Source organism: Gilvibacter sp. SZ-19 (genome assembly GCF_002163875.1).
In the GTDB taxonomy this organism is placed as follows: domain Bacteria; phylum Bacteroidota; class Bacteroidia; order Flavobacteriales; family Flavobacteriaceae; genus Gilvibacter.
Genome location: NZ_CP019333.1, coordinates 2,894,169 through 2,917,140 on the forward strand (window position 1 = coordinate 2,894,169; position 22,972 = coordinate 2,917,140).

Genomic DNA, 22,972 nt, shown 5'->3' on the forward strand with positions numbered 1-22,972 from the left:
GATTTGTTACAGTTCTTTTTCAATTAAATAGCTCGCTCGCTCTAAATGCAGTAATTTTGCAGCGTGTCTGCCAACCGCCAAAAAACCCAATTAGAATTTGTTGCCATGATGGCGGCATTGATGTCTATAGTTGCCTTAGCAATAGATGCATTATTGCCTGCTCTAGATATCATCGGATTCCATGTGGGCACCACCAATCCTAGCGACAATCAGCTGTTTATCATTATGATCTTCTTAGGCTTAGGTCTTGGTCCCCTACTCTTTGGTCCACTCTCTGATAGTCTGGGTAGAAAACCGGTGGTCTATATGGGATTTAGTTTATTTGTCTTGGCCAGTTTGGTTTGTGTCAGTACAGAAAGTTTGTGGGTTATGATCATTGGTCGTATAGTTCAAGGCATTGGGCTTTCCGCACCCAGAACCATAGCTATCGCAATTATTCGCGATCTATACTCCGGAGATTATATGGCGCGTATCATGTCCTTTGTGACCGTGGTATTCCTTTTGGTTCCCATTGTAGCACCTGCATTTGGAAAATTGGTTCTAGACCACTACAACTGGCAAGCCATATTTTATTTCCAATTGGTCATCGGCGCTGTGGTCTGTATTTGGTTTTATCTAAGACAACCTGAAACCCTAAAGCCGGAGAATAAGATTCCCATGAGCCGCCATTTATTTGCAGACGGTTTTAAAGAGATCAGTCGGTATCCTGTAACCATAGGATGTACAGTTATTTCTGGTTTGATCGCAGGATCGTTCTTTGTATATCTGAGCGGATCGCAGCAGATCTTTCAAGAGCAATACGGCCTTAAAGAAGCCTTTCCGTATATTTTTGCAGGTTTAAGCATCGCCATTGGCCTGGCTGTCTTTTCCAATGCTAATATGGTACTCCGCTTTGGAATGGAAAAGCTGGTTACTGTAGCTTTAAGCGGATTTTTTGTGGTTTCCTTTGCCTATGTTTTGGTCTTTATAGGAAGCCCAAACCCACCAATTGCAGTCTTGCTTGGCTTTATGGCTTTGCAATTTTTGTGTATTGGATTCCTATTTGGCAATCTAAGAGCATTAGCCATGGAACCCGTAGGGCATATAGCAGGAATAGCAGCAGCCATTACCGGTTTTATCTCTACCATAATGGCGGTGCCTATAAGCACCTTTATTGGACGTTATCTCGACGACACGGCACTACCGGTCTTTGTTGGTTTTTCTCTTTGTTCCTTAGTAGCACTGCTGATTTTATTCTACCTAAAACGAAAAAATCCGCAAGGGCTATCAAAGCCGCAACAGACCTAGTTGCTCGCTTTGATCTCGGCATTGAGAATACCTGCTCTAATAAGTAATACCACGCCACTAAGCAGCAGTCCTATGCCCGCCGTACCGCCTAAAGTCCAAAGCCAGAAATCTCCTCCACTGTGTTTAATATGAGAACATTCCAAGGCAATACTGAGGCCACTGCCGAGCAATAAGGCGCCCACTACTCCATTGAACCACCATTGTTTTTTACGCTTATCCATTTACTTTTTTTAAAGCCTAAAAATAATGAATACCTTAGTGCGACCAACTAACGACTACCTCAATGATTCGACCTTGGCTACGCCTATCCTTTGCTCTTGTTTTATTGCTGATTCTTGCCAGCAGTTGCAAATCAAACTCAGAAGATCAAACACAACAAGAAGCTATAGCCCCTGAAACAAAAGTGGAACTGGAACTCGAATACCAAGCTGCACTGGGCGAAGGCCCGGTTTGGAATGCCAAGACCCAAGAACTTTATTGGGTGGATATTTTGAGCAAACAGTTACACATTTACAATCCGAACAACAAAGAGAATCGCAGTATTGAATTGCCGGGCCTGGTCGGAACCGTTGTTCCATTTACCTCGCGCCAAGCTGTCGTTGCCTTAGAGAATGGCATCTATAAGGTCAATTTAAAAAGTGGAGACCTGCAATTACTCTCTGATGTAGAAGCTACCCAGCCAGAGAACAGATTTAACGATGGCAAATGCGACCCCAATGGTAACCTTTGGGTAGGTAGTATGAATCTTGCAGAAGAGGCCGCTACGGGTAATTTGTATAAAATTGCCCCAGACGGCACCACTACCAAAATGCTAGATAGCATCACTATTTCCAATGGTATCGTTTGGGACAGACGCGCCACGACCATGTACTATATTGACACACCTACCGGAGTGATTCGAGCCTTTGACTATGACAAGAACACGGCTAGTATTAGCAATGAGCGTGTTGTTGTAAAGGTAGATCCTGCGGATGGTTTTCCAGACGGAATGGCCATAGATGAAAACAACAATCTTTGGGTAGGTTTATGGAATGGCAATGCTGTAATACAATACGATCCCAAGACAGGAGCAACACTTCAAAAAGTGGCTGTTCCGGCTCACAATGTGACTGCTGTTGCCTTTGGAGGACCCGATCTGGACGTAATGTACATTACCACGGCTCGAGTGGATATGACCGAAGAAGAACTGGAGCAGTATCCTTTGGCGGGTTCTGTATTTCGCTATAGCCCGGGTGTAAAAGGTCAGAAAGCTGATGTTTTTGGCCAATCTAGATTCACATCTAATACTCCTTAAAATTGAGTTTGATCTACGTAATTATGGGCGTAAGCGGTAGCGGAAAAACTACTGTAGGTAAGGCCCTGGCCGAGCAATTAGGATTTCCTTTTTTAGATGCTGACGATTTCCATCCGCAGCAAAACATAGCTAAAATGCAGGCCGGCAAAGCACTAAATGATACCGATCGTCAGCCTTGGCTGGAACAGTTAAATCTAGAACTGCGCAAACACAAAGATACTGGAGTCGTTTTGGCTTGTTCTGCTTTAAAGGCTGCTTATCGAGAGCTTTTAGAAAAGGACATCAAGATCCATTGGACACATTTACAGGGAGATTTTGAACTCATTCAAGCTCGAATGCAGCTGCGTTCGCATTTTATGCCAGCTGCTCTCCTCCAATCACAGTTTGATGCCCTAGAACCTCTAGAACAAGGTTTAACCCTCGATATCGACAGTGAAATTGAATTCCTCGTAAATATGATCCGTGCTAGATACGAGACCAAGGGCCCAGCACACTGGGGCATAGTGGGCATGGGCGTTATGGGGCAATCGCTTGCATTAAATGCCGTAGACTCCAAGATCCGCACGGCGGTTTACAACCGAATTGCTCCTGGCGAAGAATTGGTCATTGCCAAAATGTTGAGTAAGTATACCAATCCGAAATTATACGGCTATACCGATTGGAAGGAGTTTACCGATAAACTAACACTGCCCAGAAAGATCCTATTAATGATCCCTGCAGGCAAGGCCATTGATGCTGTTATTGAAGAGTTAATGCCTTTTCTGAGCCCGGGAGACTGTATTGTGGATGGTGGAAACTCGCATTTTAGTGATACAGAAAGCCGCATAAAGAAACTACAAAAGCTAGATATCGAATACCTGGGTATGGGTGTTTCCGGTGGTGAAGAAGGGGCTCGAGTTGGCCCTGCTATGATGCCTGGTGGCTCCAAAATCGCCTATAAAGCACTAGAGCCCATACTTAAAAAGATAGCCGCCAAAGACCCCAAGGGCAATGCCTGTGTGGGTTATTTGGGTGGAGGTGGCTGCGGACATTTGGTCAAGACCGTACACAACGGGATAGAGTATGCAGAGATGCAGTTATTGGCAGAACTCTACGCCTTGATCGGTTTGACCGATCTGCCCCGGGCTGAATTTGCCGCACTTTTCAAACAGTGGAATTCTGGGGAGACGGCTAGTTATTTAATGAGCATAATGCCCAGTATACTTGACAAAAAAGAAGGAGATTCCTATTTAGTTGATCTGATCTTGGATGAAGCTGCACATAAGGGAACCGGAGCTTGGACCGCTCACACAGCCTTAGATTACGGACAAGATGCTAGTATAATCAGCACGGCCTTAAATATGCGCTACCACTCTACTGCCCAATGGTTTAGAGATTTGGCAAAACCTAAGAATCGGAAACTCAATATAGTTTTGAACTTCGAACAGCTGATTAACGGTTATCAAGCTGCACGCATATTAAATCATTTGCAGGGTTTACGGCTTATAAAAGCGGTGAGCGATGCTAAAGATTGGCAGGTAGATCTCGCCGAGGTTACCCGAATCTGGACCGACGGCTGTATCATTAAATCTCATTTGATAGAACAATTACATCAGCAATTAAAAGAAAACCCAAACCAACTGGAAGCCTGGTGTTTTGCGCAGTACCAACAATATAGCGAAGCGCTAAAAGTGGCCGTAAACACCGGTATTTCTAACGATTTAGCTTTACCCGTATTTAGTGCAGCCTTGCAATTTGGCCTTGCTATTAACGATCCTGAAACTACTGCCAATATCATACAAGCCCAAAGAGATTTCTTTGGAGCGCACACCTATAAACGCAAAGACAAAGACCGCGAACAAAACTTTCACACAGACTGGACCAAACCATGATAGATTACAACTTACTTTTAGCCGTATTTGCAGGTATAGCGGTGCTCTTAGCCTTGATCCTGCGCTTTAAAGTACAAGCCTTTATCGCCTTATTGATAGCAAGTATACTTGTTGGTATTCTAGCCGGAATGCCTCCTTTAGATATAATTACTACCATGAAAGACGGTATGGGCAACACCTTAGGGTTTGTGGCGTTGGTAGTTGGTTTAGGAGCCATGTTTGGAGCTATCCTCGAACATTCAGGAGGCGCCGGAGCCTTAGCCCGATATCTCATTGGGAAAGCTGGAGAAAAACGCACCTCTTGGGCCTTAACAGCCACAGGATTCTTGGTAGCCATACCGGTTTTCTTTGATGTGGCCTTTATCATTTTAGTACCCTTGATCTATTCCTTGCAGCGAACCACCAAGAAGTCACTCTTACTTTACGGAATCCCTTTATTGGCAGGACTTGCCATAACACACACCTTTATACCTCCTACCCCTGGACCCGTAGCAGTAGCAGATATTTTAAAGGCCGATCTGGGCTGGGTTATCTTGTTTGGATTCATCGTTGGCGTACCCACAGCTATAGTCTGTGGACCTATCTTTGGAAAGTACATTGCCAAAAAGATCCATTTGGATGCTCCGGAGGCAGACCTTCCTCCTGCCGATGAGCACAAACTACCGTCCGTAGGAATGATAGTGACCATAATTGGAATTCCTATTGTACTAATTGTACTGAATACTTTGGTCAATAGTCCACTCGGAGCTTCTTGGGGTTTAGCCGATGGGGTTCGCAATTGGATGCAGATGATAGGACATCCATTCTTTGCGTTGATCTTGGCGAATTTGATCGCTTGGTATTTCTTAGGGCTAAAGCGAGGTATGGCCTCAGCAACGCTGCAAAAGATCACCACAAAGTCCATGGAACCTGCGGGAATAATAATTTTACTAACAGGTGCTGGTGGGGTGTTTAAAGAAATGCTCATCAACACAGGAGCCGGAGAAATGCTCGCTAACTATTTTGCAGAACAAGGGCTTCCCCTACTCCTATTTGCCTTTATAGTAGCTGCTCTGGTACGGATATTACAAGGTTCTGCCACCGTAGCTATGATCACAGCAGCAGGAGTTACCGCACCCATACTGTCTCAAGTTGATGGAGAAATGGACAAAGCGCTCTTGGTTATTGCAATAGCCGCAGGTTCAACCATATTATCGCACGTAAATGACAGTGGTTTTTGGCTGGTGAGCAAGTATCTGGGAATGACCGAGCAGCAAACCTTTAAGAGTTTTACCACCATGACCGTTATTTTGGCTTTAGTAGGTTTTAGTTTGGTAAGCCTCTTATCCTTATTGATTTAAGATCTATTGTGGCACAACCTTTGTATGTTAAAGACTTGTTAACTCAAAACAAGCTTTCTCATGCGAAATTCAAGAATCAGACCGGATGTAAACGCCGGTAGCGTAGCCGACATTGCCTTTTTATTGCTCATTTTCTTCTTGGTATGCACCACTATTAGTGTAGAAGAGGGAATCGCTAGAGTCCTCCCTAAACCTTGCGCAGATGGAGCGCCCTGCAATGTATCCATAGCACAGAATAACTTACTAACCATAGCTTTAGGTGAAAACAATCAACTTCTTGTAAATGAAATGGTTGAAGACATTTCAAACCTCAAATATATTTTGGTTGATTTTATAGACAACAATGCATCTAAAAGCTGTGATTACTGTTTAGGTGCGGGCTTACCATTGGCTTCAGATCACCCCAAAAAGGCCATGATAAGTATAGAGACCATGCGAAATGCCAGCTATGATAGTTATATAGCTGTACAAGATGAGATAACTGCGGCCTATTTTGAGTTGCGTGTACGTTATGCAGCCCTACAATTCGACAAGCCACTGAATGAATTGACTCCACAGGAATTGAAACAGGTCAAAGATGCTTACCCCTTTCAGATCATGGAATCGAGTTTGTAATGAAAGAATATTTGTATTTTTAAAAGGTCGGAGGTTTCCGGTCTTTTTTTATAAACCAACCACAAGTGAAAAATTTTCTACTCCTCGGACTCGGCCTTGTCTTGGCTGTTTCCTGCAAACAAACCAACGAAACTATGAGCGATGATGCATTATTGGCCAAAGCCAAGGATATACACGAGCGTGTGATCACCTTGGATACCCATTGCGATATCAATGTGACCAATTTTACAGATTCCATTAACTACACCCAAGATCTGCAAACCCAGGTCACCTTACCCAAAATGAAGGCTGGGGGCCTTGATGTTGCTTGGTTTATAGTATACACAGGTCAAGACTCCTTGAATACCGACGGATATGCAAGAGCTTATGAAAATGCCATGTCCAAGTTCCATGCTATTCATAGGTTGTGTGATTCTATTGCTCCGGATGAGATAGAACTCGCCTACACTAGTGACGATGTGCGACGTATCAGCGCCAGTGGCAAAAAAGTGGCTATGATAGGAATAGAGAACGGTTATCCTGTTGGAGAAGATATTAGCAACGTCAAAAAATTCTACGACCTAGGCGGAAGATATATGTCGCTTTCTCATAATGGGCACAGCCAGCTGTGTGACTCCAATTCAGGAGAGGAAGATGGTGTTTGGTTGCACAATGGAGTATCTGATCTCGGAAAAGAAGTAATTGCAGAGATGAACAAATGGGGCATGATGATCGACGTTTCGCATCCGTCTAAAAAGTCAATGAAAGATATGATAGCGCTAACCAAAGCGCCAATCATTGCCTCCCACTCTTCTGCACGGGCACTTTGCAATCATTCTAGAAACCTAGACGATGAGCAGCTAATGTGGCTTAAAGAGAATGGTGGCGTGGTGCAAACAGTAGCCTTTAAATCTTACCTGAACACAGAAAAATACGAAGCCCGTCAAGAAGCAGAGATCGTAGTGGCTAAGCAAATTGCCGATTCTATGGGCGTTAAGTGGCTGGAGCGCAAAGAAGTAATGGCCTTACCAATGGCCGAGCGACGTGAATACTTCAACTTCTATATGCAAATGATGCCTATCCAAAAACAGAAGCTCGCCAAGATGACCGATCTTCCACCAGCAGTAGACGTTGGTGACTTTGTGGATCACATAGACTATCTGGTAGAAAAGATAGGGATCGATCATGTAGGTATAAGCAGTGACTTTGATGGCGGCGGAGGAATTGCCGGCTGGGATGACGCCTCAGAGACCTTTAATGTAACCCTTGAACTTGTTAAAAGAGGGTATACCGAAGAGCAGATCGAAAAGTTATGGAGCGGGAATCTACTTCGCGTTTTCGATGAAGTACAGGCTGTTGCGGCCCGTTTGCAAGCAGAAGCAGTGCAATAAAATCAGTTCATCATTAAATATAACCCACTCGCCGAGAGCTATCTACCATTAAACGATAAATCTTCGTCCAACAGAGCTTTAATATCTAGGTTTGAGGTATGATTAACAACAAACACCTCACTAACTATGTATTTTGAAGACTCCTCTTACAGTGATCTTGTATTAAAGAAGATCAGTTTACCATATGGGAATTTCTATTTTTTAGAAAATGTGGTTGTAACAGAAATAGCTCAGGGCGTGACTTTTACCTTGGAGAAAGCACGACCTGTTATAGATGCAGCTCTGGAATTCTACGGACCGGATAAAAAACTTGGCTATGTTTCCAACAGAAAGAATAACTATGCCGTAGCGCCCCAAGATTGGCTTCGTTTTTTTAAAGAACGAGAAATACTTGGCGCAATTGGTCTAGTAGCCTACACTCCTATCGGTTTTACCAATATTATCTTGGAAAAGCTGTTTATACGTACTAAGATTCAACGATTTACCAATTTAGACATGGCAATTAGTTGGACCTCTCAGCAAATGAGAGCCGCAAGACTGATTTCCTGATAGCGACTTAAAGAAGGAAAATTACCACTCGTCGACACTAAAAAGTCATTCAACGTAATTGCACCCTTTAAAACCCTATAAGTGAATAGTTTAGCGGTATAACCAAATAATAACCTCATTGACCCCTAACCATGTACTTTAAAGAATCCAACTACGCCAACCAAGCAATCGAGACCTTAGAACTCCCCTACGCTACCTTTTATTTTTTAGACAATATTATTATAAGCGAGATCGCCCAAGGTGTCACCTACTCCTTAGAAAAGGCCTACCCTATGATAGAAATGGCCAAGCAGATCTACGGAACAGACGCAGAAGTTGGCTATATAAGTAATCGCGTGCATCAATACGCAGTAAAGCCTCGAGACTGGATGCGATTCTTTAAGGACAATAGTTGTGTAAAAGCTGTTGGTCTTGTTTCTTATACTCCTGTAGGACTAACGAATATCCTTTTTGAAAAGGTTTTCATTCCTACTTCCACTAAGCGCTTCAGCTCTTTGGATCATGCTATAGCCTGGACCCGAAGCCGCATTGACCCTAATCCAAGACTACAGCAATTGATTGGGTAAGCCCGAGATATTTAATATCTTCCGGCTATGAACAAGTCATTTCTTGCTTTAATTGCTGGTTTATTCATGCTGCAAGCCTCCGCGCAGCAAGCCGAGTTCATAAGACTCGACAGTCTCTCTCCTCATTTTTATTACGATATACGGTACGCCACGACAAACAACTTTGTCGGAGAGGCAGTATACGAATGTGCCGTTTGTCTATTACGCCCTGATGCTGCCACGGCCTTGGAACAGGCCAATGCCTATTTTATGGAAAAAGGATATTGCATTCAACTCTTTGACTGTTATAGACCCTATCCTGTACAAAAGATCTTATGGGAAAAAGTGCCTAATCCGGCCTATGTAGCCGATCCTTACAATGGTGGATCTGTTCACAATCGCGGTGCTGCGGTTGATCTTACCTTGGTCACATTAGATGGTGAGCCGGTAGACTTTGGAACAGACTACGATTATTTTGGACGTGAAGCCCATGTCGATTATTACGGACATAGTGAAGAAGTTTTGGCAAATAGAAAACTCTTGACAGAAGGCTTAGCAAAATTTGGTTTTAAAGGCATACGTACAGAATGGTGGCATTTTAGCTATACCAAAAACAGCGGCTATCCGATCTCCGAACAGCCGCTGCCTTGTACTGATTAAAACTATTTCTTAGTTCACCGGATTCCCAAAGATATCCAGTTCTACTACATCTAAACCTAGCTTTTTGACCTCTTCGAATTGTGTGGCCTTATCGCCGACCACCACATAGATCATTTCTGATTCTTGGATATAATCGCCAATAACGGCTTTAAAGTCTTCCAAACTCATGTTCATTAGCAGTTGTTGTTCTTTATCTACAAAATCATTGGAAAGTCCGTATTTAGAGATACTCTGTAAGATCCCGAGCTTGGCTCCAAAAGATTCAAAGGCTCTTGTATTTTGTTTCACCACCTTGTTCTTGGTGAGTGCTACATCCGCCTCCGTGAATCCTGGGCCGTAATCTTGAACCATCTTTTGAATGATCTCTAAGGATGGTAAGGTTGCATTCGCACGAACACTTGTACTTATAGTAAATGGAGCGATATCTGCTCGCGCTGGAACTCTGGAGTAAGCTCCATAAGTATATCCTTTCCCAATTCTGAGAACTTGGAACAAACGTCCACTAGACCCTCCTCCTAAAATCTCATTGGCAAAGCCTAGTTTAGGTGAATCGGCATCGGCGGCAGACAAGGCCATTTTACCTATATACAAGACAGACTGCTTAGAATTCGGTACGTCTATAAAGTACAAGGTGCCGGCTTCTCCAGCAGGATTAACAGTCCAATTGGCCTGGTTTGTGGCTTCACCTGTCCAACGTTCGCTTAGACCACTTAAAGCGGCCTCCACTTTCGCTTGAGACAGATCTCCTACCACATGGAAAGATGCATTGCCAGGTTTAATATTAGCCTCGTAAAAGGCTTTAACATCATCTAGCGTGATATTTTCTGCGGTCTCTAAGGTTCCGTTGGTAGGTACGCTGTAGATGTGATCTGGACCGTAGATCAGTTTATTGAAGTTTATCGCAGCTATCGCCGTAGGATTTGCTTCTCTACCTTTAAGTCCGGTTTTAAGCTCTTGCATTAATCGCTCGAACTCTTTCTCATCCCAACGCGGCTGCAATACCATTTCTTCTACTAATGCCATGGTTTGCTCAAAATTACGGGCCAAGCAATTTCCGCTTATCACGGTTTCTTCTAAACCTGAATATATTCCAATACTTGAGCCTAAAAGTCCAATAGCCTCTTCCAGTTCCGCAGGAGTTTTCAAAGCTGTTCCCTCGCTCATAAGATCCGCAGTAAGAGAGGCCAAGCCCGCTTTATCCATCGGATCTAAACGATGTCCCCCGGGAATAGTGATGGTAAAGTTTATCAGTGGCAATTCGCTATTCTCAATACCGTAGGTTTTCATACCGTTGGCCAATTCCCCTTCCCATACTTCTGGCATTTTAAACAAAGGTGCTTCTCCAAATGGTGGTTCAGAACGGTCGTACTTTGAAGGTGTCTTCTCGTATTGAGCTTCTTCGCCTTGACCAACTTGCTCATTGTCTTTCATGGCGGTGACCTCTTCTATCCAAACTTCCGCCTCTTTTGCACCACTAATGGCGAGCTCTGGGTTTTCTTTAGGAACTACGCTAGTCATCACATAGTTCTTCCCTTTGATGTATTTCTCGTAGGCCGCCATTACAGCCTCACGATCTACTTCCTGATAAAATTTAGTGCGCTTGCTAATATAGGCAGGGTCTTGTCCGAACTCATTGTCTTGAACCAACTGGAAGGCCTTGTTCAAAACAGTAGAAACCCCATTGTATAACTGGGTTTCTAGTTCCGCTTTGATACGTTGCAATTCGTTATCGGTAAATCCGTTGGTTTCAAAATCTTGCAAACCTGCATCGATCGCAGCTTTCACATCATCTAAAGCAACACCTTCATTGGCGCGTACTCGAATCACAAACTCCCCTGCCAATTCCTGGCTGTTCTGATAACTGCCTACATTCGGAGCGAGTTTGCCCTCTTCTACCACCGCTTTGTACAGTGGCGATTTCTTACTGCCGCTCAACAATGATCCTAAAACATCTAAGGCATACATCTCTTCGTTATAGTCTTCTACCGTAGGGAAAACCATACGCAGCTCTGGAAGTTTTGCAAAGTTATCCTTGAAATACAAAGATTTGGTTTCGGTCAATGTTACCGGCATAGGCTCCATAGGTTTAACCTCTGGCCCTCTAGGAATTTCCCCAAACCACTTCTCTACCAACTGTTTGGTCTCTTCGATGTCTATGTCTCCGGCGATCACCAAAGAAGCATTGGCTGCTCCGTAGAACTCATTGTAAAACTCTTTTACATCGGCCAAGGTAGCTGCCTGCAGATCTGGCAAAGAACCAATAACTGTCCAGCTGTAGGGATGCCCTTCCGGATACAGGTTCTTTCTGATGATCTCATCGGTATAGCCATAAGGGGCGTTGTCTACCCGTTGACGTTTTTCATTCTTCACCACCTGCTTTTCGCGCTCTAAGGCAGCTTCTGTAACCGTGTTGATCATATAACCGAATCTGTCAGAATCAATCCAAAGGATCTTCTCAAAGGCGTCTTTAGGAACTACTTCATAATAGACTGTCCCATCGCTCCAGGTACCTCCGTTTCGGCTTCCACCCCATTCTGGGATCATCTTCCGGTTCGCTCCAACCGGAACATTCTCAGAATCGTTAAAAGACATATGTTCAAAGAAGTGGGCAAAACCCGTACGCCCTGGCTTTTCGCGGTTAGATCCAACATGCATCATAGTTGCAACTGCTACGATAGGGTCACTCTTGTCTACATGAAGTATTACTTCTAGACCATTGTCTAAAACAAACTTTTCGTACTCCAGACTAAACTCGGTCGCAGTCTCGGTCTGTGCAGACTCTTTACAGGAATGTGTAATTAGAGCAAGGGTCAATAGGCTCATAAGAATTCGGTATCTCATTGATAGTTTAAATTTTTAAGGTTTGGATATTGCTGATTCTCAAATCGAATTGCTTAAGAATAGATGATTTCAAGATAAGACCTTTTGATCAAAGTGAATTTAAAAATTATGCTAAATAATGGGTCATATATATAGAGCCCAGTATCTTTGCAAAAAAAATAAGGATGTCCTTATCATTAATACGAATCTTTCGCTGGGTTAGTACATTAGAAGCCATCTCTTTTTTATTGCTTCTAGGCATTGCAATGCCGTTAAAGTATATTTGGGGTAAACCAGAGGCAGTCTCCATTATAGGAATGGCGCACGGAGTACTGTTTGTACTATACCTCCTATTAGCCTATTACGTAGGTGAAAAACTCAACTGGTGCACGCGTACGCTGCTTATCGTTATGGCTTGTGCTATATTGCCTTTTGGTCCGTTCTATGCAGAACGCAAATACCTGTAAACATGCAAGAAACACCTTGGCTACATTGGTTTAGAGATCTATTTTTAGAGCAAGGAGTAGGCCCGGACTGGGCTGTTTATCTCAATGCAGCGATAGTCTTGATCGCTTTATTGCTTGTTTTATTTGTAGTGGATTTTATACTGCGGAAGAGTATTGTAACTGTCTTTAGACTGTTTAGCGACAGGACCAAGACAAGCTTTGACGATTTTCTCTCCGAGAGTAATTTTCCACGCTTTGTCGCGCATGTCATCCCTGTGCTTATTGTCCGATACACCCTAGGGCACCTTTTTGAAGACTTGCCAGTAACGCGTGGAATAAGCCTTACTGCAGTAGACGTCTATTCGGTCATTCTCGCAGCGCTTATCTGCAGAAGTGTCTTGAGAAGTTTACGCGAATACTTAAAGACCAAGCCTTTATTTAACGACAAACCACTCGACAGTTATGTTCAGGTGATGATGATCATTATCTGGATAATTGCCATGCTAGTAATAGCATACCGCGTGTCTGGGGAGAGTTTTATCACCTTGACCAGTTTAGGGGCCGTATCGGCCTTATTACTGCTGATCTTTAAAGACACTATACTCGGTTTTATTGCCAGTATACAGATCACAGTGAACGATATAGTCCGCATAGGCGACTGGATCACCTTTAACCGCTATGGGGCCGATGGTTATGTGACAGAAATCAATTTGGCTACGGTACGGGTACAAAACTTTGACAATACCTTTACCACTATCCCTACTTACTCCTTGATCTCGGATTCTTTTCAGAACTGGCGAGGCATGCAGGAATCCGCAGGGCGAAGAATTAAACGGTCCTTACTGATAAAACAGAATTCGGTGCGTTATTTGACCGATGCCGATCTGCAAGAACTCAAAAAGATCCAACTCATCACCTCTTACATAGAGCAGCGCCAAAAGACCCATTTAGATTACAATGCGCAACATGGCTACGACAGTTCACTGATCATAAACGGACGTCAACAGACCAATTTGGGAGTTTTTAGAAAATATATAGATGCTTATTTGCATAAGAACAACGCCATCAACAAGGACTTGTTTTTAATGGTGCGCCATTTGCAGCCTACTCCTAAAGGTATTCCGGTGGAGATCTACTGTTTCAGTTACGACAAGAACTGGGTGAATTACGAACATATTCAAGCCGATATTTTCGACCACCTGATCGCTGCAGTGAAGTATTTTGACCTGGAGATCTACGAATACCCATCTGGAGTAGACCTCAAAGGCGAAGACTAATCGTCTAGCTCGTCGTTTAGCCTGTCGGCCACGTATTCCACTTTTGTCTTTCCATGAGGTTTTGGTTTGCCGTCAGGACCCATACTCACCATGACAATGCGGTCTATGGTAATGATCACCTCTCGGGTCATTTTATTGCGAACCTCACACTGAAGACTTATGGAAGTAGTACCAAAATGGGCGACATCTATCCCAATTTCTACAATATCTCCCGGCTGAGCCGAACTCACAAAATTGATCTCCGACATATATTTGGTAACCACTTTAGGGTTCTCCAATTGAATGATGGTATAGAGCGCTGCCTCTTCGTCTATCCATTCTAAAAGACGACCTCCAAATAAGGTTCCGTTGGGGTTTAGATCTTCAGGCTTGATCCACTTTCTGGTGTGAAATCGCATAAGCTTAAGGGTTTACCACAAAGATACGGCTTTGATGCTGTTAAAATTTGTGAAATCCGTATCTTTCATGTAACAAATTCGGCCTGATGAGGTCTAACACTTGTGATCAAAAAAAATTAAAAATTATCCGATGAAAATCTTAAAAACACTAAGCATTCTATTGGTAATGGCTTTTGCCGTTCCGACTCAGGCACAAACTGTCGACGAAATTCTCAACAACTATTTTGAGAATACCGGCGGAATCGAAGCCTGGAACAAACTAGAAGCCATGCAAATGACTGCTATGGCCAACGCCCAAGGAATGGAGATCCCGGTAACGGTAATCCAAACCAAAGACGGGAAAATGTTGATCAAGATCAACTTCCAAGGGCAAGAGATAGTACAACAAGCTTATGATGGAGAAACCATGTGGGCTACTAACTTTATGACTCAGCAACCAGAAAAGGCCGATGCCGAAGCTACTGCAAACATGAAGTTACAAACCAAAGACTTCCCATCTCCTTTCTTGAACTACAAAGAAAAAGGCTTCACTGTGGAGCTTTTGGGCGAAGAGGTTAAAGAAGGTACAGAGACCTACAAGATCAAATTGACTCAAGCGCCTCGTATGGTAGACGGAAAAGAAGTTCCTAACGTAAGCTTCTACTACTTTGAAAAGGAAAACTTTGTTCCTATCATGTCAGAGACCGAGATTCCTTCAGGACCAGCTGCAGGGCAAATGGCGGTTTCCACTATGAGTGACTACCAAGAGGTAGACGGACTTTATTTCCCATTCGATATGGGTATGGGTGGTCAGTCTATCATGGTAAAAGATATTGTTCTTAATCCAGATCTAGAAGACGCCATGTTCGCATTCCCTGAGACTGCAGAAGGCGAAGACGATAAGGACTAATTACACTTCAGGGCTGTTTAAACGTGGGCGGGAGTTCTTCTTGCCGTGTGCTTCACAAAAGCTTATAGCACATGCGTTTAAACAGCTTTTTTTTTGCTAACCAATACAAAATTTAATCAGATGAAAAGAATTCTCTTTGCACTGACAGCGCTGTTATGCCTCCCGGCAGTTAATGCGCAAGACATTGCTTTAAAAGGCAAAGAACTCTTTGGTGATATGCGCGCCCGTCATATTGGGCCTGCTCTAATGAGTGGACGTATCATCGATATGGAAACACACCCCACAGATCCGCGAATTGTATATGCTGGAACCGCTGGTGGTGGTGTTTGGCGATCTAGCGATGGAGCTGCAACCTTCTCTCCTATTTTTGACGAGCACGCACAGTCTATTGGTAGTGTTGCCGTAGATCCTAAAAATCCAGACCAAGTGATCTGGGTAGGGACTGGAGAGATCTGGACCCGTAATTCTGTTTCTATAGGCGATGGACTATACAAGTCTACAGATGGAGGCGCGAACTGGGATAAGATCGGTTTCGAGAAATCGGAACGCATTGCCTCTATTGTGATCAACCCAGAAAACACAGATATAGTTTATGTCGGTGTGCTGGGAGCCCTGTGGAGTGACAGCGATGAGCGCGGTGTTTACAAGACCACAGATGGCGGAAAGACTTGGGATAAGGTCCTCTATGTAGACCAAACCACCGGTGCTGCAGATGTAATCATGGATCCGGAGAATCCGAATGTGCTCTATGCTTCTATGTGGGAGTTTAGACGCTCCGGATGGGGATTTAGCTCAGGAGGCGCCAATTCTGCCCTTTACAAATCAACCGATGCAGGTAAGACCTGGAACAAGATACACAACGGATTCCCTGCTGGCGATCTAGGAAGGATCGCTGTTGCGGTTGCTCCTAGCGACAACAGTATCTTATACGCAGTTCTAGAGACCGAAGACAAATCTAAAAATGGACTTTGGAAGTCTACAGATGCTGGCGCCAGCTGGGAACATCTAAACAACGACTTTGGACTTACTGTCCGTCCTTTTTACTTTTCTAGAATCACCATAGACCCTAGAAACCCTGATGTTGTGGTTAAAGGTGGTTTGAGTGGTTCTATTAGTCGTGACGGAGGAAAGACCTTTAAATCGCTAGGAAATATGCACAGTGATATCCACGATGTGGTTTTCCATATCAATGACAGCGATATCATGTACGCCGGAACCGATGGTGGTGTTTACCGCTCTTGGAATGGAGGTACTACTTTTGAGATCGTTGAGAACTTGCCACTTTCGCAATTCTATCAGATCAGCGTTGACGATGCGGAGCCCTATAATGTTTATGGTGGCTTACAAGACAACGGTTCTTGGTGGGGGCCTAACTCATCTCCGGGTGGTGTTAACGCTCGCGACTGGAACAGTGTTGGTGCTGGCGACGGTTTCCGAGTGCTGAAACATCCGACCAAAAACATCATTTATTCAGAAATGCAAGGTGCCGAGAATGTTTGGCGCTACGATGTAGATAAGAACCGTACGCGTACCATTCAGCCGCGTCCTAAGAAAGGAGATCCGGAGCTACGTTTCAATTGGAACGCTCCTATGGCGGTAAGTGTGCATCAGCCAGATCGATTCTATATGGGTAGCCAGTTCGTTCACAAATCGGAAGATATGGGCGACACTTGGGAGATCATTTCTCCGGACCTTACGACCAATGATCCTGCTAAGCAAGATCAGTCGCAATCTGGTGGGCTTTCTATTGATAACTCCGGAGCGGAGAATCACACGACCATCTTTACCATTGCAGAATCTCCATTGAACGAGAACGTACTATGGGTAGGAACAGACGATGGAAACGTACAAGTTACTCGCGATGGCGGAAAGAACTGGGAAAACGTTACCGCAAATTTGGTAGGGATTCCTGCCAATACTTGGGTATATCACATAGAAGCTAGTGTGCATGGCGAAGGTACTGCTTATGTAGTTTTTGAAGGACACACCTCAGGTGACATGAAGCCTTATGCGCTAAAGACTACAGATTACGGTAAAACTTGGAAGAACATCATTTCTGATGATGTGGTTGGTTTTGTCCGCAACATCCAAGAAGATTACGAAAGCGAAGACTTGCTATTCCTAGGGACAGAGTTTGGACTTTATGTGAGTATCGACGGCGGAAATAACTGGTCTCAGTTTACCAACAATATGCCTCCGGTTGCCGTTCACTTTATCGATCTGCAAAAGCAGACCAATGATTTGGTAATGGGTACGCACGGTCGTGGGGTGATCATCATTGACGATATTTCTCCTTTGCGTGAGTTGAGTCAAGAGGTATTAAGCAAGGACGTTCACTTCTTTGCTTCAGAACCGACCATTATGGTAGAAGAAAGTGGTTTTAGCGGAAGCTTTGGAGGAGAAACCCAATTTGTGGGGCAGAACTCCCCTACTTCTGCGCGTATTGTGTACTACCTTAAAAAGCGCCACACTTTTGGTAAAATGACCATGGAGATCCAAGATATGGAAGGAAATGTGATCTCTACTTTGGGCCCTGGAAAGTCTAAGGGTATCAATGTGGTGTACTGGAACTACACTTCGGCACAACCAAAAGTTGCAGAGGCCAAGACCTTGAGCTTCGGTGGTTTCACCTCTCCTCGAGTGCCTGCCGGAAAGTACAAAGTGGTAATGACCAAAAAGAACGACGTCTACGAAACGGAGATCGAGTTAAAATACGATCCGAATTCTTTGACTACTCTTGAGGAACGCAAGCAGCAGGAGCAAATGACCAAAACGCTTTACGATATGGTAGAAGATATGGCCTACGTGGTTTACACCATGAACCAGACCATGGATTATGCCGAAAGTGTGATGGAGTCCAATCCGAAGTCAAAAAAGGTAGCGCAGAACTTACACGATGCCTTAACCGCCTTAATGAAGGATATGGTTGTAACCACCGGTGATAACTATGTGGCTTCTGCCGAGCCTGAGCTTCGCGAAAAAATGACCGAACTCTACAGTAATGTAGCTACGAATTTCGACGGGGTAAGTGCTTCCGATATGGCGAGTTTTGATCTTATCAATACCGAGTATCAAGAGGCGCTGGGGCGTTTAGAGGCCATAATGAACAAAGAGGGTAAGAAGTTCAACAGCTTCTTGAGCAAAAATGACCTTCCTATGGTAAGCCTGAAGACCAAAGACGAGTTCCTGGAGAACTAATTGTCTTATAAACAAATATTTAAGGGTTCCTTCGGGAGCCCTTTTTTGTTGATAGAACTGTTCATAACTGTAGGTAAATTCCGCCTAGCTCGGGACTTCTTATTGTAATTTTAATAAACCTTACTGCCATGGATGATAGAGACCGCCAATTATTGGACATCAGACCTCAGATCCCTTCTGCCAGAATCTTAGATTCTATGAGTGCAGAAGAGTACTTTCAAAACAGCACCCTCCGCCCTATTGCCAAACTTCAGAACGAGCTCTTGCTAGATATGTTCAGAAACTATATCCGCAAGCATAAGAATGTTTTCTATGAGCTATCTGTAGAGAAACGCTTGGATTATATAGAAAATGCCATTCACAAAGACATGAAGTTCAGAAATTCTTTAAAAGGGATGATCATCGGACAGTTCACTGTGGAGGAATACAGGCTATATACCTTACATTCTAGCGCTTTGAACAAGCGCATGATGAATATTGTAAAGGAACGCCTTAAAAGTCAGCTGCAGGTCTTAGAATATCAGTACGCGTACTAGGCTTCCTATTAAAATACTCAAGGCAAAACTCATCAGCGTACCAATGAGTACGTATTCGGTCTGTTTGCGTGCGTTTCCAGTCTTTGAATCACCAAAACGCAAAATAGACTTCGCGCCTATCAAAAAACCGATAGCCCCAAAGTTATCTGTGAGAATTAGGGTAAAGATCAAAATACGCTCAAAGATCCCGATCACTCTACCTGCACTCTCTAAACTGCTCAAGGCCTCTTCTTCTGCGATTTCTTCCTGCCACTTCTTGGTTGCCTTTCCTATAATGAATCCGACGGGGAAGATCACTAATAAATAACCCGTTGTAATTGCCAAAAAGTAGGGACTAGTAAAGAATTCTTTCAGCCCTTTGAGCACCTCGACTTGCTCAGCATTCAAATACCACCAGGCCAATGCCAGTACAAGCACATGAAGGAATTGATCTATTAGAAACACCTTGAGGTTGTCTTCTTTTGCCCGTAGTTTCCAGAGATCGATAAAGAAATGAGTAACCGCAATGCCAATGGGCACCAAAAAACTCGTCCATTGCTGTAAGAGCAAGTAGGTCAACAGTCCTGCGAGAATAGCGTGAAAATACAAGAACCAAGACTTGGCCTTTAATTGCTGTTTATGGCTTACCCAAGCTTTGGTTTGAAAGACAAAGTCTGTTAGAACATGAGCCAACAACAACTGTAAAGCGATCAATAAGGAATCATTCATGGCAATGTGTTTTTATAAGACTTTCAAAACGCCGCAGTAAACCTTGGATCTCCTGCCAGCTAGCCGCCTTCTTTCTGAGATTTATAGCCGCCTGACTGCGATCTAGTTGGTCTGCGATCTCTTGTTCCTTATAGCCTTTTAATAGGTAGTACACTACCTCAGAAGATGCTACCGACCAACGGTCTGTGACATTGTCCAAGAAGGCAAAGGTAGTGTCCAGCTCGGCGTTGATATCCGCATCGGCACACTGAAACTGGGTTTTTCTTCCTAAGGATTTCATCCCATCCAAAAGTCGTCCGGAATATTGATAGGCCATACCGTTAGCAGTATGAACCTCCTGTTGAGGAAATTCACCCTCCCCTACACCTATGGCTAGACGCACATCGCCCATCGGGATCACAGCTTTAGAGATCATAGGGTCAATTTGAGCCTTGGTAACTGTAGCTTTTAATCGCAAGGCTATGCGCAGTGCCAAACTAGGTTCTTGCAGCACCACTTGAAAACTATCTCCTCGAAACATATCAAAACGAACGGCTCCAGGGAATTCTTCAGTAAGCTTTGCAAATTCACCCTGTAGTTCCTCTAGAATGAATTCCAGCTGCTTCTTCTTGTATTTGGTAGAGTCGATTAAATCGGCAGTAATTACAGCGATCATAGTATTAATTTATAAGCTAAAATACTTATAATTTTTATATATAAGCCTTTTGACTTATAATTTATTTTTATAAGCTATATGACTTATAATAAGGATTCCCCGTTGAGGTCTGTGGTCAAGACCTCACTCATATAGTCGAAAAATGGACGTAGCAACTCAAAATGATACAGCACCTTTTCACCAAAATCCGGGGCTAAAACCTCCTTATCGGTAAAGGGATGCACGACAAAGAAAGCCTTGTTCTTGATCAGATCGATATTGGGATGATCCTTGCTAAATCCCTTGGGAGCAGTTTTGACTTGATACTCGGTATTAAAGCCTCCAAAAGCCTTTTTAAAATCCGGGGCGGACAAGATCGCTCGGATCGGCTCCGCGTCGAACTCAAATTCCTTGCGAATACGCAATAGATCTGCCGGTTCTGGACCCCAAAACCCTCCTGCCATGGCAGAAGCTCCGGGTTCTATCCGCAGATAATACCCGCCGCGTCTGTGAGCGCCTTCTCTGCTAAAACTCACGGAACGATGCACATTGTAAGGTGTCTTGTCCTTACTAAAACGAATGTCTCTATTGATCCTAAAAACCTTGGTTCGTTCTATAACGTCCTTGGTGTTAAGCCCATCGGTAAGATCTTGATAAAAAGCCTTTAACGCAGCCTCATTGCGTTTGTACTCGGCCCTGTTGGCGTCCATCCATTCTTTATTGTTGTTGTGCTTGAGCGCCTTGAGAAACTCAAAACAGCTCTTTGGAATCTGGTTCATAAGGCTTTTTTTAAGCTTTCTAAAGATACGGAAATCCCAGGCTGTGGCTTACTTAAATTTGTAGTAACCACATTTGAGATAAGCGCCTTCCGGAAACCCGATCGGATGGTCAAGGTCGTGGGTGGTTTGCTTCCAGAGCGTATAGGACACCCCTGCTTTTGCGAGTTGATCTGCAACCAGATCAAAGAAGGCTTGGGACCCAATACGCGAAGAACACGACGCCATTACCAACATCCCTTTGGGTGCAACCAAATTCGCCCCAAGAGCTACCAAACGAGCATATGCTTTCTTTGCTCGGGGAATTTCGTCTTGTTTCTTGGCAAATGCAGGCGGATCGATAACCACCAGATCATAGCGCTTACCTTCCTCTTGTAAGGCTGTGAGAACTTCAAAAGCATCGCCTTGTAAACAGTTATGAATTCCACTATGCGGATTAGCGCGAGCATTCTCCTTGGCCAATTCCAAGGCTTGTGCACTGAGATCGACACTGCTTACTTCTTTGGCTCCGCCCACCAATGCGTGCACAGAAAAGCCTCCCGCGTAAGCGAAAACATCTAAAACAGTTTTCCCATGAGCGAGATCGCCCACTTGTTTCCTATTGTGTCTGTGATCTAAAAAATAACCGGTCTTATGACCTTTTATAACATTGGCGTGAAAATTCAAACCGTGTTCTTTAAAGACAACATTAGGATCTGCAAGCTCGCCCCACAACACGGTTCCGTCTTCGAATGTTTTAATATTGCGCTGCATATTGCGGCTCAAACGCAACACCACCGCTTTAGCGCCTGTTAGTTCTGCAAGGAATTCAGGCATCCATTCTAAATGCTGGACCCAAATACCGCTGTAAAGTTTAACGACTGCCACCTCCGCATACAGGTCTATGATAAGGCCTGGTAGCCCATCATTCTCTCCAAAGGCCAAGCGATAACCGCTCGTCTCTTTTTCCCTTAAGGCGACTCTATTTAAATACGCCTGCTGAATTCTAGCTTTAAAAAAGGAGACATCAATAGTTGCCGGACCTTGGTGCTGCAAGACCTTTATATTGATGGGAGATTCAAGGTCAAAATAGCCTAAGCCAATAAGCTTATCGGTATGATTGTCATAGATCACCGCCAGGTCTCCTGTCTTTGGCTCTGGACTGGCCTTGACAACAGATTCTTTAAAAAGCCAAGGATGTCCTTGTTTTAAGCTGCGCTGTCCGGCTTTGCTCAGTTTTACCGCTATGCGTTTCGATTTGAATTCCTGAGCCTCCACAAGCAGTTAGGATTTCATTTTGGAGTACGGAAAGATCACGCCGCTAATGGTCCCCTTGCAAGCTACTTTGCCATCTGCTTTATGCATGATCACCTCACACTTCAACTTGTTGAATCTGTAGTACACTAAAGTTGACTGTACGCTTACCTTATCCCCTGGAAATACTGGAGTTTTAAAGTCGATATAGGTATCTGCAAGTGCGATACTCACATCTATGGGCTGTGGATCTACCATACGAATGCGGGCTCCTGGGTGATCCAAATTGTACAGATAGATACCAAAAGATACCACCCCTATCTGCGCCATACATTCTGTTAGTATAACCCCTGGTGTTATTGGGTATTCCGGAAAGTGTCCTTTGTAAAAATAGGAGTCCTCTGGGAAGGTATATTCGCCCTTTGCCCCCTTGTCATTGACTTCTAATAACTTATCTACAAATAAGAAAGGAGCGCTGTAGGGTAAACATTCTTGTATTTCTTGTGGCGTCATGGCCATAGCTGTA

The 22,972-nt window shown here is 43.9% G+C and carries 22 protein-coding genes; 14 read left to right on the plus strand and 8 right to left on the minus strand.

Annotated elements, in window-relative coordinates:
- Window positions 1-63: 63 nt before the first annotated feature.
- Window positions 64-1,287, plus strand: a complete 1,224-nt coding sequence (locus BTO09_RS13450) for a multidrug effflux MFS transporter (RefSeq protein ID WP_087525273.1) — start codon at window positions 64-66, stop codon at window positions 1,285-1,287.
- Here the strand turns inward: BTO09_RS13450 and BTO09_RS13455 are convergent.
- A complete protein-coding gene (locus BTO09_RS13455; protein ID WP_087525274.1) occupies window positions 1,284-1,508 on the minus strand; it encodes a hypothetical protein in 225 nt (74 codons plus the stop codon). The genes BTO09_RS13450 and BTO09_RS13455 overlap by 4 nt on opposite strands.
- A 62-nt stretch (window positions 1,509-1,570) precedes the next feature.
- Here BTO09_RS13455 and BTO09_RS13460 point away from each other — a divergent pair, with 62 nt between their 5' ends.
- The 8 genes from BTO09_RS13460 to BTO09_RS13495 all read left to right on the plus strand — a co-directional run bounded on the left by BTO09_RS13460 (window position 1,571) and on the right by BTO09_RS13495 (window position 9,531).
- Window positions 1,571-2,581, plus strand: a complete 1,011-nt coding sequence (locus BTO09_RS13460; RefSeq protein WP_087525275.1) for an SMP-30/gluconolactonase/LRE family protein — start codon at window positions 1,571-1,573, stop codon at window positions 2,579-2,581.
- A gap of 2 nt (window positions 2,582-2,583) precedes the next feature.
- Window positions 2,584-4,452: an NADP-dependent phosphogluconate dehydrogenase gene (gndA, locus tag BTO09_RS13465; RefSeq protein WP_087525276.1), complete on the plus strand. Its 1,869-nt coding sequence runs from the start codon at window positions 2,584-2,586 to the stop codon at window positions 4,450-4,452.
- Window positions 4,449-5,792 (plus strand): GntP family permease, encoded by a 1,344-nt coding sequence (locus BTO09_RS13470; protein ID WP_087525277.1) that lies wholly within the window; start codon window positions 4,449-4,451, stop codon window positions 5,790-5,792. Before gndA ends, BTO09_RS13470 begins: the two co-directional genes overlap by 4 nt.
- A gap of 60 nt (window positions 5,793-5,852) precedes the next feature.
- Window positions 5,853-6,407 carry a biopolymer transporter ExbD gene (locus tag BTO09_RS13475; RefSeq protein WP_087525278.1) on the plus strand — a complete coding sequence of 185 codons (555 nt, stop codon included), beginning with the start codon at window positions 5,853-5,855 and terminating at the stop codon, window positions 6,405-6,407.
- Between the two features lie 65 nt (window positions 6,408-6,472).
- The gene (locus BTO09_RS13480) at window positions 6,473-7,777 is read left to right on the plus strand and encodes a dipeptidase (protein WP_232454968.1); all 1,305 of its coding nucleotides are present in this window, start codon (window positions 6,473-6,475) and stop codon (window positions 7,775-7,777) included.
- Window positions 7,778-7,903: 126 nt separating this feature from the next.
- Window positions 7,904-8,326, plus strand: coding sequence for a hypothetical protein (locus BTO09_RS13485; protein WP_087525279.1), 423 nt, complete (start codon window positions 7,904-7,906; stop codon window positions 8,324-8,326).
- A 131-nt stretch (window positions 8,327-8,457) separates the two neighbouring features.
- On the plus strand, window positions 8,458-8,892 hold the full coding sequence (locus tag BTO09_RS13490) for a hypothetical protein (protein ID WP_087525280.1): 435 nt from the start codon (window positions 8,458-8,460) through the stop codon (window positions 8,890-8,892).
- Window positions 8,893-8,919: 27 nt separating this feature from the next.
- Window positions 8,920-9,531 (plus strand): M15 family metallopeptidase, encoded by a 612-nt coding sequence (locus tag BTO09_RS13495; RefSeq protein WP_087525281.1) that lies wholly within the window; start codon window positions 8,920-8,922, stop codon window positions 9,529-9,531.
- Window positions 9,532-9,540: 9 nt separating this feature from the next.
- On the opposite strand, the gene BTO09_RS13500 is transcribed toward BTO09_RS13495, so the two are convergent.
- Window positions 9,541-12,372 (minus strand): pitrilysin family protein, encoded by a 2,832-nt coding sequence (locus BTO09_RS13500; protein ID WP_087525282.1) that lies wholly within the window; start codon window positions 12,370-12,372, stop codon window positions 9,541-9,543.
- A gap of 164 nt (window positions 12,373-12,536) precedes the next feature.
- Here BTO09_RS13500 and BTO09_RS13505 point away from each other — a divergent pair, with 164 nt between their 5' ends.
- Both BTO09_RS13505 and BTO09_RS13510 read left to right on the plus strand, forming a co-directional pair.
- Window positions 12,537-12,818 (plus strand): DUF3817 domain-containing protein, encoded by a 282-nt coding sequence (locus tag BTO09_RS13505; RefSeq protein WP_087525283.1) that lies wholly within the window; start codon window positions 12,537-12,539, stop codon window positions 12,816-12,818.
- A gap of 2 nt (window positions 12,819-12,820) precedes the next feature.
- Complete coding sequence (locus tag BTO09_RS13510; RefSeq protein WP_087525284.1) at window positions 12,821-14,074, plus strand: mechanosensitive ion channel family protein; 1,254 nt, start codon at window positions 12,821-12,823, stop codon at window positions 14,072-14,074.
- Here the strand turns inward: BTO09_RS13510 and BTO09_RS13515 are convergent.
- Window positions 14,071-14,472: an acyl-CoA thioesterase gene (locus tag BTO09_RS13515; RefSeq protein ID WP_087525285.1), complete on the minus strand. Its 402-nt coding sequence runs from the start codon at window positions 14,470-14,472 to the stop codon at window positions 14,071-14,073. The two genes, BTO09_RS13510 and BTO09_RS13515, sit on opposite strands and share 4 nt — an antisense overlap.
- Window positions 14,473-14,602: 130 nt before the next feature.
- Here BTO09_RS13515 and BTO09_RS13520 point away from each other — a divergent pair, with 130 nt between their 5' ends.
- From BTO09_RS13520 to BTO09_RS13530, 3 genes are all read left to right on the plus strand, one after another.
- Window positions 14,603-15,361: an outer membrane lipoprotein-sorting protein gene (locus tag BTO09_RS13520; RefSeq protein ID WP_087525286.1), complete on the plus strand. Its 759-nt coding sequence runs from the start codon at window positions 14,603-14,605 to the stop codon at window positions 15,359-15,361.
- A 120-nt stretch (window positions 15,362-15,481) separates the two neighbouring features.
- Complete coding sequence (locus BTO09_RS13525) at window positions 15,482-18,559, plus strand: hypothetical protein (protein ID WP_087525287.1); 3,078 nt, start codon at window positions 15,482-15,484, stop codon at window positions 18,557-18,559.
- Between the two features lie 128 nt (window positions 18,560-18,687).
- Window positions 18,688-19,095 carry a glyoxalase gene (locus BTO09_RS13530; protein ID WP_087525288.1) on the plus strand — a complete coding sequence of 136 codons (408 nt, stop codon included), beginning with the start codon at window positions 18,688-18,690 and terminating at the stop codon, window positions 19,093-19,095.
- Here BTO09_RS13530 and BTO09_RS13535 read toward each other — a convergent pair.
- From BTO09_RS13535 to BTO09_RS13555, 5 genes are all read right to left on the minus strand, one after another.
- Window positions 19,072-19,803 (minus strand): DUF3307 domain-containing protein, encoded by a 732-nt coding sequence (locus BTO09_RS13535; protein ID WP_087525289.1) that lies wholly within the window; start codon window positions 19,801-19,803, stop codon window positions 19,072-19,074. The two genes, BTO09_RS13530 and BTO09_RS13535, sit on opposite strands and share 24 nt — an antisense overlap.
- A complete protein-coding gene (locus BTO09_RS13540; RefSeq protein WP_087525290.1) occupies window positions 19,796-20,458 on the minus strand; it encodes a hypothetical protein in 663 nt (220 codons plus the stop codon). The genes BTO09_RS13535 and BTO09_RS13540 overlap by 8 nt, the downstream gene beginning before the upstream one ends.
- Before the next feature lie 83 nt (window positions 20,459-20,541).
- On the minus strand, window positions 20,542-21,216 hold the full coding sequence (locus BTO09_RS13545) for a DUF2461 domain-containing protein (RefSeq protein ID WP_087525291.1): 675 nt from the start codon (window positions 21,214-21,216) through the stop codon (window positions 20,542-20,544).
- A 48-nt stretch (window positions 21,217-21,264) separates the two neighbouring features.
- On the minus strand, window positions 21,265-22,470 hold the full coding sequence (locus BTO09_RS13550) for a class I SAM-dependent rRNA methyltransferase (RefSeq protein WP_232454969.1): 1,206 nt from the start codon (window positions 22,468-22,470) through the stop codon (window positions 21,265-21,267).
- 6 nt (window positions 22,471-22,476) lie between these two features.
- Complete coding sequence (locus BTO09_RS13555; RefSeq protein ID WP_369826888.1) at window positions 22,477-22,965, minus strand: 3-hydroxyacyl-ACP dehydratase FabZ family protein; 489 nt, start codon at window positions 22,963-22,965, stop codon at window positions 22,477-22,479.
- Window positions 22,966-22,972 lie beyond the last annotated feature (7 nt).

Bases quoted from the DNA above. Each gene is read 5' to 3' on its own strand.
- BTO09_RS13525 (WP_087525287.1), top strand. From the start codon at position 15,482: ATGAAAAGAATTCTCTTTGCACTGACAGCGCTGTTATGCCTCCCGGCA.
- BTO09_RS13530 (WP_087525288.1), top strand. From the start codon at position 18,688: ATGGATGATAGAGACCGCCAATTATTGGACATCAGACCTCAGATCCCT.
- BTO09_RS13505 (WP_087525283.1), top strand. From the start codon at position 12,537: ATGTCCTTATCATTAATACGAATCTTTCGCTGGGTTAGTACATTAGAA.
- BTO09_RS13510 (WP_087525284.1), top strand. From the start codon at position 12,821: ATGCAAGAAACACCTTGGCTACATTGGTTTAGAGATCTATTTTTAGAG.
- BTO09_RS13475 (WP_087525278.1), top strand. From the start codon at position 5,853: ATGCGAAATTCAAGAATCAGACCGGATGTAAACGCCGGTAGCGTAGCC.
- BTO09_RS13500 (WP_087525282.1), bottom strand. From the start codon at position 12,372: ATGAGATACCGAATTCTTATGAGCCTATTGACCCTTGCTCTAATTACA.
- BTO09_RS13535 (WP_087525289.1), bottom strand. From the start codon at position 19,803: ATGAATGATTCCTTATTGATCGCTTTACAGTTGTTGTTGGCTCATGTT.
- BTO09_RS13555 (WP_369826888.1), bottom strand. From the start codon at position 22,965: ATGGCCATGACGCCACAAGAAATACAAGAATGTTTACCCTACAGCGCT.
- BTO09_RS13545 (WP_087525291.1), bottom strand. From the start codon at position 21,216: ATGAACCAGATTCCAAAGAGCTGTTTTGAGTTTCTCAAGGCGCTCAAG.
- BTO09_RS13460 (WP_087525275.1), top strand. From the start codon at position 1,571: ATGATTCGACCTTGGCTACGCCTATCCTTTGCTCTTGTTTTATTGCTG.
- BTO09_RS13540 (WP_087525290.1), bottom strand. From the start codon at position 20,458: ATGATCGCTGTAATTACTGCCGATTTAATCGACTCTACCAAATACAAG.
- BTO09_RS13495 (WP_087525281.1), top strand. From the start codon at position 8,920: ATGAACAAGTCATTTCTTGCTTTAATTGCTGGTTTATTCATGCTGCAA.
- BTO09_RS13470 (WP_087525277.1), top strand. From the start codon at position 4,449: ATGATAGATTACAACTTACTTTTAGCCGTATTTGCAGGTATAGCGGTG.
- BTO09_RS13520 (WP_087525286.1), top strand. From the start codon at position 14,603: ATGAAAATCTTAAAAACACTAAGCATTCTATTGGTAATGGCTTTTGCC.
- BTO09_RS13485 (WP_087525279.1), top strand. From the start codon at position 7,904: ATGTATTTTGAAGACTCCTCTTACAGTGATCTTGTATTAAAGAAGATC.
- BTO09_RS13490 (WP_087525280.1), top strand. From the start codon at position 8,458: ATGTACTTTAAAGAATCCAACTACGCCAACCAAGCAATCGAGACCTTA.
- BTO09_RS13455 (WP_087525274.1), bottom strand. From the start codon at position 1,508: ATGGATAAGCGTAAAAAACAATGGTGGTTCAATGGAGTAGTGGGCGCC.
- BTO09_RS13515 (WP_087525285.1), bottom strand. From the start codon at position 14,472: ATGCGATTTCACACCAGAAAGTGGATCAAGCCTGAAGATCTAAACCCC.